Source organism: Mucilaginibacter sp. SMC90 (assembly GCF_022811725.1).
Classification (GTDB): Bacteria; Bacteroidota; Bacteroidia; order Sphingobacteriales; family Sphingobacteriaceae; genus Mucilaginibacter.
Genome location: NZ_CP094527.1, coordinates 5,827,336 through 5,838,885 on the forward strand (window position 1 = coordinate 5,827,336; position 11,550 = coordinate 5,838,885).

The 11,550-nt window shown below is 41.7% G+C and carries 7 protein-coding genes; 1 reads left to right on the plus strand and 6 read right to left on the minus strand.

Translation table 11 applies throughout. The annotated features are described in order from the left end of the window. Positions 1-6 precede the first annotated feature (6 nt). The 5 genes from MTO98_RS24070 to MTO98_RS24090 all read right to left on the minus strand — a co-directional run bounded on the left by MTO98_RS24070 (position 7) and on the right by MTO98_RS24090 (position 8,439). Positions 7-3,351 (minus strand): TonB-dependent receptor, encoded by a 3,345-nt coding sequence (locus MTO98_RS24070; RefSeq protein WP_243481531.1) that lies wholly within the window; start codon positions 3,349-3,351, stop codon positions 7-9. A gap of 211 nt (positions 3,352-3,562) precedes the next feature. Further along, complete coding sequence (locus MTO98_RS24075; protein WP_243481532.1) at positions 3,563-4,705, minus strand: FecR family protein; 1,143 nt, start codon at positions 4,703-4,705, stop codon at positions 3,563-3,565. A 64-nt stretch (positions 4,706-4,769) separates the two neighbouring features. Next, positions 4,770-5,339 (minus strand): RNA polymerase sigma factor, encoded by a 570-nt coding sequence (locus MTO98_RS24080; protein WP_243481533.1) that lies wholly within the window; start codon positions 5,337-5,339, stop codon positions 4,770-4,772. A 297-nt stretch (positions 5,340-5,636) separates the two neighbouring features. Further along, a complete protein-coding gene (locus MTO98_RS24085) occupies positions 5,637-5,804 on the minus strand; it encodes a hypothetical protein (protein WP_243481534.1) in 168 nt (55 codons plus the stop codon). Between the two features lie 148 nt (positions 5,805-5,952). Continuing rightward, positions 5,953-8,439: a phosphocholine-specific phospholipase C gene (locus MTO98_RS24090; protein WP_243481535.1), complete on the minus strand. Its 2,487-nt coding sequence runs from the start codon at positions 8,437-8,439 to the stop codon at positions 5,953-5,955. A gap of 173 nt (positions 8,440-8,612) precedes the next feature. Between MTO98_RS24090 and MTO98_RS24095 the strand changes: the two genes are divergently transcribed. Further along, positions 8,613-9,296, plus strand: coding sequence for an HAD hydrolase-like protein (locus MTO98_RS24095; protein ID WP_243481536.1), 684 nt, complete (start codon positions 8,613-8,615; stop codon positions 9,294-9,296). Between the two features lie 231 nt (positions 9,297-9,527). Here MTO98_RS24095 and MTO98_RS24100 read toward each other — a convergent pair whose 3' ends face one another. Beyond that, positions 9,528-10,907: an aspartate aminotransferase family protein gene (locus MTO98_RS24100; protein ID WP_243481537.1), complete on the minus strand. Its 1,380-nt coding sequence runs from the start codon at positions 10,905-10,907 to the stop codon at positions 9,528-9,530. Between the last annotated feature and the right edge of the window lie 643 nt (positions 10,908-11,550).

Consider the following 11,550-nt stretch of genomic DNA (forward strand, 5'->3'; position numbering starts at 1 on the left):
GTTGCTTTAAAAATTTGCGTTTATACCAAAGGTGTAGGTTTTAACCTGCGGATAGTAGCGGTTATCATTTGGCGATTCAGGATCGATATCGCTTGGCAGGCTGCTGAAGGTGAACAGATTTTGTCCTGATACATAAAGCCTTAGTTTGGAAAGACCAAGTTTGCTTATCAACGATGGCTTAAATGTGTAACCTAACTGTGCACTTTTTACCCTTAAATAAGCGCCGCTCCTGATCCAGAATGAAGAAGCCTGGTAGTTTTGGGTTGATGTTGTTAACCGTGGATAAGTAGCATCGGTATTGGTTGGTGTCCAGCTGTCTTGCTGAGCAGCTTTGAAGTTACCATCGGTACTTGTTGGGGCCCTTTGCATAACCAGGGTACTTACATCAATTTTTCCGACACCCTGTAATAAAGTTGAAAAATCGAAACCTTTATAGCTTGCAGCTAAGTTAAAAGCGTAGGTATATCGCGGTATATCGCTGCCTAAGTAAACGCGGTCTTTTGAGTCAATTACGCCATCACCATTCTGATCTTTATACATCAGGTCGCCTGCGGCGGTACCTGCAGTTTGGGTAGCATGCCCGGCTACTTGCGCAGCAGACTGGAAAATGCCTTCAACCTTGTAACCATAATAAGAATGGAAAGGCATTCCGGTCATGAATCCGAATGTATTGTTGTTGTTATCGGTGGTTAAGTAGTCAGTGCCTTTTAGGTCGGTTATCTTGTTTTTCACATCTGAGATATTACCCCCTACCGAGTATTTAAAATCAGAACCGATAGTCCCTTTATAATTTACACTAAACTCATAGCCTTTATTGTTCATACTGCCTGCGTTTTGGTAAGAGGCGGTAAACCCTACAGTAGAAGGGATAGGCAGGGCGTATAAGATATTGCTGGTAGTTTTGTTGTAGTAATCAAAAGTAAAAGTCAGCTTGTTATCTAAAACACCTAAATCAAACCCAATATCGGCCATTTTGGTAGTTTCCCAGGTCAATCCATTGTTTACATAAACACTTTGGCTGGCAGCTGTATTCAGAGTGCCGCCAAAAGGATAGCTACTGTTGTAACTGAAAGTTGACTGGTATGGATAGTTAACCACCGCACTTGTTGTTGATAGTGGGTTATCATTACCTAACTTACCCCATGATCCTCTAAGTTTTAAATCCTGGATAGCCGAAAAATCTTTCATAAATTCTTCGCGGGCAATGTTCCAGCCGGCAGAAAATGAAGGAAACCAGCCGTAATTTGATCCTTTAGGGAAACGTGACGAACCATCCCGGCGGATATTAGCCTCGAACAAATACTTATCGTCAAATGAATAATTTAACCTTCCAAAATAAGATACGAGCAGATATTCGGTAGCGGTACCTGTGTTGGTAGAAGTACTGGCCGAGCCTGCATTGATCTCGGATAAATCATCATCAGGAATATCTTTTCTGAAAGCTGTAAGGTAATCATAGTTTTCGCTTAAGCGCGAAGCACCTGCTAAAACGCTCAGGTTATGTTTACCAAAGGTTTTCTTGTAATTGATCAAACCCTGGTAGTTTTGAAACCAATAACCGGTATACTCTTTAGTAATATCATTTTGCCCAACAGTCAGCGTGTTTTTGGTATCATACTGAATGTAATCAAAGGCTTTGTTATGAAGGCTATTGTAAGAGCTCTGGTAATTATCAGAAGCGGTACCGGTAAGGGTAAGCCCGTCAATAACCTGGTAATTTAATTTAAAGTTACCAATGAATAAGTTCTTTTTATAACTGTAAAGTCCGCCGTCATCCTGCAGCCTGAGCGGATTTTGCCCGCCGCGTAAGGTAGCCCAGGTTCCGTCGGTATACTGATTAACACTTAGAGGATTGGCGATAGCTGCCTGCCCGAACTGAAACCATGCAGATCCGGCTACGCCTTGTGGTTCCTGTTGCTTGGAGATATTAGCTGATATATCGGCGCTAAAATCCAAACGTTTGGTGATTTTGGTATCTGTGTTTAGCCTAACGGTAAGCCTGTCATAATTCATCTGTTTGATCAAACCGTCCTGATTGAAATAGTTGGTTGAAAAACGATAAGTATTTTTCTCGCCGCCACCCGCAACCGAAAGGCTATGCTCCTGCTGAAAGCCGCTGCCAGTAAGGATATCCTTAAGCCAGTAGTTATCAGGATACAAATTCAAGTCGCGGTTAGGATTGTTATATTCGGCAATTTGCGCATCTGAATAAACCGCGCCGGCACCCGAGTTGGTATACATCAGGTTGGCCAGGCGCATAAACTCCTGAGCGCCCACAAATTTGGAGATCCTTGTAGGGTTTTGCCATCCAAAATAATCTGAATAATTAACCGCTGCTTTTCCCGATGTACCACGTTTTGTAGTGATCAGTACCACACCATTAGCAGCCCTTACACCATAAATAGAAGATGCCGCAGCATCTTTTAACACCGAAACAGAGGCGATATCATTGGCGTCAACATTGTTGATATCGGTTTGTACACCATCAACCAATACGAGGGGGTTACTGTTGTTTAATGTTCCTATACCCCTGATACGTATAGTACCCTGATCTGCTCCCGGTTGCCCCTGGCTTTGGGTTACTGTAACACCCGATGCTGCACCCTGCAAAGCGGCCGACACCTGTCCTACCGGTTTCCAGTTAAGATCATTTCCGCTAACTGAAGATACTGACCCGGTAAGGTTTACCTTTTTTTGCGTGCCATAACCTACAACAACCACTTCATTGAGTTTGCCTAAATCAGGTACCAGTTTTACGCTCATCGGAGAACCAGAAGCCGGCAATTCAACAGTAGTAAAACCAATAAACGAAAATACAAGCACAGCACTGCTGTTTGGTGCCTCAATTTTAAACTTACCGTCGATATCAGTAACAGCCACAGCGGTGCCACCTTTTATTTTAACGGTTACGCCCGGCAACGGAAGACTTTTATCGTCGGTTACCTGCCCGGTAACTGTTACAGCTGCTTGTGTTACACGTAAAGTTTCATTGCCTGATTTTCCCTGCAGAATGATAGTTTTATCAATTACCTTATAACTTAACGCAAGGTTACGGAGGCACTCTTCAAGCGTTTCTGACAGCGAGGCACCGTTAAGTTTAACGGTAACCGTTTTATTATTTATGTCTTTAGAATCATAAAAAAACACGTAGCCGCTTTGCTTGCTGATATTGTCGAGCACGTTTATCAATGAGGTATTATGCTCATTAAGGTTTATTCTTTGACTAAAAGCTTTCGCGCTGCACTGAAGCAGGCCCGCTATTAAAAAAATGGTGGTCAGTTTCATAACCAGGATAATTTTTTTGGGTAGCCATTTTTGGGACATGGCAATAGAAAAAGCATTATAATTCATACTTTTGATTAGTTGGGTTAATACACGATTAGGTTCAATTATTCGTATTTCCGTAAAAGGAAGGGGTTAACTCAAATATTTCGTACCCTGATTGGCGTCGGGGTACGTTTTTAAATTAACTGCCTTTGATTGGGCCGCTAAGGCTTGTGGCGTAATTTTTTTTTCATTTTTTTAGTTTAGCTGGTTTTTAATTATTTGTTGGATATATCGTTCAGGGGGTGATAACTATTGTGCGGCCTTGTATGCGGTAATTGATCTTCTTAAAGCTTAGTAAATCAAGTATCTGAGACGCATTCACATTTCGTGAAACCCCTCCCGAAAATTGCCGTTCGGGCACTTTGCCTTCAAATTTCACATCTACATCATACCAGCGGCTAAACTGGCGCATAACTTCGTAGATACTGGCGTCGCGAAAATAAAAGAGACCGTTTTTCCAGGCCACAGCCTGTTCAGTATTTACTTTTACTACATCAAACTTATCAGCGTTTAACCGGGCCTGCTCGCCGGGTTTAATTATTTCGCTGGCACCGTTGTGGGATACTTTCACGCTTCCTTCCAGGAGTGTTGTGCTTACTGCACTTTCATCAGCATAGGAGTTTACATTAAAATGGGTTCCCAAAACTTCCACAACCTGTCCGTTTGAAACTACCCTGAAAGGCCTGCTCCTGTCATGGGCAACCTCAAAATATGCCTCACCGGTAAGTTCTACCCTTCTTTCATTGCCTTCAAATTGCACAGGAAATTTAAAAGTAGTTGCTGCATTCAACCACACCTTAGTTCCGTCGGATAAGGTAAATTGGTACTGCCCGCCGCGTGGGGTAACGGCAGTATTAAATAAAAGCGCTCCCGGTTGCCCGCCTTCGTGTTTCGGTGCATAAGCAACACTCCCATCGGCAGTTTTATTGATAGATGCCCCGGCGTCATTGGCTACCAGCCCATTTTTTGCACCCGAAAGCACAACCTTACTGCCATTTGATAGTGTAAGCGTTACCTTGTTGCTTCCCGGCACCAAATTAGCCGCCAAAGATTGAGGCATTGTTGTTTTATGCTTCTTTTTGTAATAATTGCCAAATTGATAAACCCCTACCACGAGGGCGATAGTTACAGATGCAGCGGCAACTATGAACTGCCTGCCAAACATCTTACGCACCTTGCCACCACTATTATTTGTGTAGGCTGTTAAACCGGCAATACTTTGTTGCTGATGATGCTTTAATATTTCATCATTAATTTCAGGCGACGGGCTCTCGGAACGGAATGAGAGATACCATGTTTCGACAATGGCTTTTTCCTGTTCAGAAACATTGCCTTCATTATATCGCTTTAATAAATCTTCAGCGTACTTTTTATCCATAAGCAGGGTAAATTCCTTTTGATCATGCTAATGACAAACAGGAAAGGGCTATGGAGTAGATGAATTATAAAAAAATTGAAAAAAAGTATGTGCTCAACTTCACCTTTAATATTTTAAGGGAATTTTGAACCTGTTTACGCACCGTAAGTACACTGATATCAAGTTCTTCGGCAATTTGTTGATGTGAGAGATATTGCTTGCGGCTCATTTCAAAAACCAATCGCATTTGCGGTGGTAATTTTTCAACTTCTGCTTCTATAAGTTCGGTAAGTTGCTTTAGCCTGATATTTTGATCTGCTTCTGCAGTTTTATTTTCTATGATCGACTGAAGAGAATCAAAGTAGTTGTATCGCTGTTTATTACGCCTGTAAACATTAATTACACGGTTACGTACCGCAGCGTAAAGATAGGCCGGTAAACTAACGTTGAACCGGATAGTTTCCCGGTTGTCCCATAAATAAGAAAAAAGTTCCTGTAATATATCCTGAACTTCATTATTATCCTCTAACCTTTGCAGTGCATGCCTGTAAAGTACAGCATAATACCGGGAGTGAATTTCTGTAAAAGCACCAACATCACCTTGTTGAAGCTTAGTCAGTAACTCGGCATCAGTAAGAGATCTAAAAACACTCATTAACAATTAAACAGGGGATTCAATCCTTCAATATTAAGGAATTATTTCTTAACATTAGTAATTTGTTAATATCATTGTGTCTTTTTAACAATTAATAACTTTAAATAAGTGCTTTTTTTCCAGGCACATCTATGACCAGGCACGTCAACCAATGTCCGTAAACCCAATGATACAAAGCGTATCCGCGCCCAAATTGAAACAAGCGCCCGGGCAATAATGAATAGCGTTAAACCAATGCTGATATTTTGCAAGTCAGCAATCTGTTAACCTCAGTAATCCCCCATAATTAAAAACTGCTTAGCCCCTACTACTATGCCTTTCTTCCCCTTCCTCAATATCCAGTTCACGCTCCTTAGCACGGATCAATTCATCAGTAAACTCCTGGTTACGGTGCATTAATTTAAACTCATTTCGCCTTACCCCAATAATTTCCAGCAGCATATCCGGGGTAGTTTCAGAACCCATTTTGAACAGACGACTTTCAGCAAGTTCGTTGCCCTATTGTACTGGCTATATGTTCATACCTTTCCATAATCTGGATGGTATAACCATCCGGATCAGGCAGATAATAAGTTAGTTTCCTCCTGCTTTTCCATAGCATTTGCAAGTGTTATCATCCGCCTATAACCGGGTCGGTAAAGCTATGCTTGCCGGTTTCTATACGTCCTGCATATTTGCGTATGTAATTATCATGACCACTTACTGCTATCCCGATATCATACCAATTGTGACTGGCTTGCAGGCTCATTATTTTGCTGGCTTTCTCTCCTGGCTTAAGTACTATTTTTTGAGCAGGCTGTTTATAAGCATGATCGGATACAGTAACCTGAAAAGTTTTTGCTTTATCTGAATTAGCCACTATAACCTCAAGTTGACCCGTTTTGCTATGAAGTACGTTTACGATAATTTCAGGATCGCCCCCGCCTCCTTCAAAATGCCTGAAAAACCCGTTTGGACCATTCAGGATCAATTGATACGCGCCATTTTCAAAACTATTTAAAGGCCACACATAGCTAATTTCATCGTTGGCTTTCACAGCAAAATCCCATACCCGCATTTGTTCCGCGCCTTTGCCGGCATCCTGATAAAGCCTGTGCGTGCAAACTGAAAAAGGTGCACCGCTTCCGGCCCCGCATTTCATTCCTATCTCAAAACCATTCCGGCTGCTGTTTAAATGGCCGTTAACCTGTAACTGATATGGCAGCGCGCAAGACTGTCTTTTGCCTTTTTCCTGTTGTGGGAAAGACTTAAACAATTGCGGGTTTGCATTCACAGCCTTAATATCCTGCTGGTTTAATTCGTTAAAATTGCTGGGCAGTTGTTTAAATTTGCTGTTATAGATATCCTGTATGGTTTTATTTCGGTTCAGCGGTGTAGGGTAAGTGATCTTTTCTCCATTATATGGCCTGAATACGGATGTTAAATCTCCGCATACCGTACGGCGCCAATCGCTGATGTTTGTTTCCTTAAGTTTTTTGCCGGATTTTTTATTCAAGAACGTCTCCAGGAATTGAAGGCACGAAGTATGATCAAAAACCTGCGAATTTACCCAGCCTCCGCGGCTCCAAGGCGAAGCGATCACCATGGGTACCCTGAAACCCAACCCGATAGAACTTTCCGGCCTGCGATGCCCTTCTTTTTCGCCCAATACGTCTATTTGTTCTTTGGTAACATGCTCAACGCGGGTATCTAAACCTGCCGAGCATTTACCTGTTTCGGGCTTTGCTGTATGCGGTGGTGCAAACGGGGCCACGTGATCAAAATATCCGTCATTCTCATCATAGTTAAGTATGAAGATCGTTTTCTTCCACACTTCGGGATTTTTAGTCAGGATATCCAATACTTCAGAAATATACCAGGCACCATACCAGGGCGAGCCAGGATGATCTGAAAAGTTAGACGGCGCTACCAGCCATGATACCGTCGGCAATTTATTACTGTTTACATCTTCTCTGAATTGGTGTAATATATCGCCTTTAGGTACCTTCACTTCGCGCTTGGTACCATTATCATCATAGGTAAGTGTCTCCAGTGTATGATAATCCGGATCATTGATATTGGTAACAAATGCCTTGTAGTGAATGCTTTTTTCAAAGCCTGATAATTTGTTAAATCTTTCTTCTGTGCATTCGGCTATATCTTTTTTTACGTTCTGCAATTCTGCTTTTTGCTCATCAAGCTTTTTCTTGTTCTCAGCAGTGTCCGGCAAGCCTTGCAACTCTTTGATGGATGTTTCAAGCTCAACCAATCTTTTAGGTAAATAATCGCGGTAAGCCTTATGCAGGCGCACGTTATATTGCTTAAAAAACTCCAGGTCATTATCGGTAAAGTTGGCCAGCCAGTCGTCTTCTTCGCCTTCAAATCCAACGCCCACGCTTAGCTCGTTCTGATACGCTTTCCAGGATACGCCGGCTTCTTCAAGGCGTTCAGGAAATGTTTTCCAGTTAAGGTCATGGTAATCTATTTCACTATTGTTAACCCTTGCATGCGAATTTTCGTTTTGCTCTTCGCGGATGGTACCCGACCAATAAAATGTACGGTTAGGACTTGTTCCTGTTAACGATGAGCAAAAGTTTTGGTCGCAAACGGTGAAAGCATCAGCAAGCGCATAATAAAATGGTATATCCCTCCTATCATAATAACCCATAGTGAGCGGCATATCGGCATATTCATGATTACCGGATCTTTTGTTTTCCAGCCAGCCGTCCATCTTTCCATGATTCCGCGCGTTTACCTGGTTATTCCACGAATGCGGCAGGGATTGCATCCAGGTAGCTTTGGTATTTTTAATATCCAGGTTAAACGGAATGTAGGTTTTCCCGGCTTTATTGGTTTGCAGCCAAACAAGGTTATTGTTAGGCAAATGCATAGCCCGGGGATCATCAAACCCACGAACACCCTGCAAGGTACCATAACAATGATCAAACGAGCGGTTTTCCTGCATCAGGAATACAATATGCTCGGCGTCAAGGTAGGTACTTCCTTTTTCGGCGTCAATTGCTAAAGCTTTTTTAATCGATTCGGGCATTAATGAAAATAGTCCTGCTGCACCTGTTAACAAAGTTGCTTTCTTGATGAATTCGCGGCGAGTATCGCTCATAGATATAATATTTATGGTTATTAATGTAGGCTGGACCTGTACTTAAAATAGCATTTAAAACTACTTCCTTATCTTTTGCTTTCAAAAATAATAAGAACATGTTAACTTAAATTTAACGCAGCATTTGTTTATTATCAATAAAGTATGTTTAGTTTTGCTAAACGAATTTGATTATGGGTATAAAAATTAAGATGGTTGTTTTTGACATGGCCGGTACCACGGTTAACGAAAACAACATAGTTTACAAAACTGTTCAAAAAGCCATTAACGAGGCTGGTTTTAACTGCACATTAGAAGAAGTTTTGGCCGAAGGGGCCGGAAAAGAAAAGTTACAGGCTATAAAAAGTGTATTAAAAACTTACGCCGGTAATACAGATGAAGACCTGGCAAGGCAAATCTATAGCAACTTTTCAACGCAGTTAACAGATGCTTATAAGAATAACCAATTGTTACCGCAACCTAATGCTACCGAACTATTTGCAGCCTTAAAAGAACGGAATATTTTACGTGTGTTGAACACCGGTTATAGCAGGCAGGTAGCCCAGTCAATAATTGACGCGTTAGGATGGCAGCAAGGCGCAGAATATGATGAGCTGGTTACCGCAACTGACGTAACCGGAGGTCGCCCCGAACCTGACATGATTATATTTGCGGCAGATAAATTTAAAATTACGGTAGCTGAAAGCATAAAAGTTGGTGATTCGGCAATAGATATTGAAGAAGGCAAAAATGCCGGTTGTGCACTGAGTATCGGTATCACTACAGGAGCACATACAATCAGTCAGCTGCAAGCCGCTGATCCGGATTATGTGATCAATAATCTGATGGAGCTTTTACCTATTATTGATCGTTATTAAGATAAGCCGCCAAATGGCTAAATCTGCTTTAAGTACAAAAGCCGGGGATTTGATATCCCCGGCTTTTGCATTATATAAATAAGATAAACAGACTAACTTTTACTATGGTAAAAATGGTTACTAAAGTACCATCTCAAGCCCGCAAATGTTGAACATCCTTTTTTGGGTATGCACATTTACCTCAAAGCCAGGATTGTTATAGCCTATAACAGGATATGATATTTATAGTTGTTATTCTGTGGTATCGTCAATAGCATAAGTTATTGCCTGTTCTAAGATATTTATAGCTTCATCAAGTTCTTCAATTGAACTGATCAGCGGCGGATAAAGGCATATCACATTACCATCAGATACTTTCAGGCTCAGGCCAAGCTCAAGACATTTGTAAAGTATTTTATCTGCCGATCGGGTATCCTTCTCTTTAGTTTTTCTGTCCTTTACCAGCTCCACACCCCACAAAAGCCCTTTGCCACGCACGTCACCAATAATACTGATACGCTGTTTCAAATCCAGCAAGCGTTTTTCCATAAATCCGGCTGCCTTAGCTACATGACCCAACGTATTATTGGCCTCCATATAATCTATTGCGGCCAGTGCTGCAGCAGAACCTAACGGGCTTTTTTCATGCGTAAAATGACCAAGTGATACCTGCGCGGCCACATTCAGTTCATCTTTACAAACTATGGCTGCCATGGGCATTATGCCGCCCCCCAAACCTTTACCCAATACCAGTATATCTGGAACAATGCCATAATGCTGGTAAGCAAACATTTCGCCTGTACGGCCCATACCTATGGGTATTTCATCAAACACCAGCAGTACACCGTGCTTGTTGCATATCTCTCTTACCCTTTGCCAGTAAGCTTTAGACGGGACATGAACAGTTGTGCTGCGAATAGTTTCTGCAACCAGTATGCCTACATCACCTTCCTTTTCAATTACATATTCAAGGTAATCTGCATAAGCCATATCTCCGCCATTTTCATCGTCGGGTTTAAACCACATTCCCCTGTACGTATCTATCGGTGGTATATGAATACTACCGGCCATTAACGGACCAAGACCTTGCTGAAAAACGTATTCGCCACCAAGAGAAATGCTATCCATAGAAGCTCCATGAAAAGAATCATACATGGCCACGGTTTTAAACTTTCCGGTATAAATGCGGGCCAGCTTCAGGGCCATAGCTATTGCTGAAGTACCTCCAGGGGCAAACAACACGCGCGACAGCGCATGGTTTGTTAAGGCTGAAAGGCGTTGAGCAAGCGTTATGGCCGGGATATTGGTATACCGCCGCGGCGAAAAAGCAAGTTTATCCAGTTGTTCTTTAACCCGTGCAATGATAAACTCATTATGATAACCAAGCTGGTGCACGTTATTACCGTGAAAATCGATGTACGATTTTCCCGACAGGCTATGAATCCTTATCCCGTCTGCTGAGTCAAGTACATCCAGGCAGGGCGTAGAAAGGGCCTGGTGCAGAAAATGATCTGCATCAGCTTTCAACGCTGCCTGGGTAGACAGATCACTATGCTGTTGATTCCATTTTTGGCGGTTTTCACTTAAATTTAAATCGCCCTCCGTATGCAAATAGCCTTCTCGGTTTGTCATAAGTTAAAATCTATTTATTAAACTATATTGATTTGTCGGCGGGGATCTAAACTTAAACCACGAAGGTTTAATATATATTGGGAGCCCCTTATACCCGACCAATTTTTAATCCTTAGTCCGGCAACACTACCTTGCCGGATATTCTCAACTCCGCTTCTGCTGCCTGATACAACACTGTCTACAAACACCTTGTGCCGGATATTCACATTAATAGCTACCCCATAGGCAGCAAGAAAAAGAAATATAGTTTTCCAAATGCATTTTGGCAATAACTTCATATTTATAGTTTCAACGTTTTATAACCAGATCTGTCTTTTCATGAATATGATTTGTACACCGTTAACTCTATGATAGCGACGAGTTCTTCCCGATCCACTAAAAAGTTAAGCAATACTAAACAATGTTTATTGATATAACAGACTAAATAAATTACCGAATTGTGAAGACCAAGTCCGTTTTGCAGCAATTGTTAAGTAATATTAAACTTTTTCTGAAATAACGCTCGCAACCATGCTAAACAATCCAATATAAAACACCTAAAAATGAACTGATTATAAATCATAAAAAACAGCGCTATTGTTAAGCAAAAAAAACTTGCTGTTAGCAGATTAGGAATTACCGGGATAAGGGGGATAATGATGAT

Bases quoted from the DNA above. Each gene is read 5' to 3' on its own strand.
- MTO98_RS24080 (WP_243481533.1), bottom strand. From the start codon at position 5,339: ATGAGTGTTTTTAGATCTCTTACTGATGCCGAGTTACTGACTAAGCTT.
- MTO98_RS24070 (WP_243481531.1), bottom strand. From the start codon at position 3,351: ATGAATTATAATGCTTTTTCTATTGCCATGTCCCAAAAATGGCTACCC.
- MTO98_RS24090 (WP_243481535.1), bottom strand. From the start codon at position 8,439: ATGAGCGATACTCGCCGCGAATTCATCAAGAAAGCAACTTTGTTAACA.
- MTO98_RS24095 (WP_243481536.1), top strand. From the start codon at position 8,613: ATGGGTATAAAAATTAAGATGGTTGTTTTTGACATGGCCGGTACCACG.
- MTO98_RS24085 (WP_243481534.1), bottom strand. From the start codon at position 5,804: ATGGGTTCTGAAACTACCCCGGATATGCTGCTGGAAATTATTGGGGTA.
- MTO98_RS24075 (WP_243481532.1), bottom strand. From the start codon at position 4,705: ATGGATAAAAAGTACGCTGAAGATTTATTAAAGCGATATAATGAAGGC.
- MTO98_RS24100 (WP_243481537.1), bottom strand. From the start codon at position 10,907: ATGACAAACCGAGAAGGCTATTTGCATACGGAGGGCGATTTAAATTTA.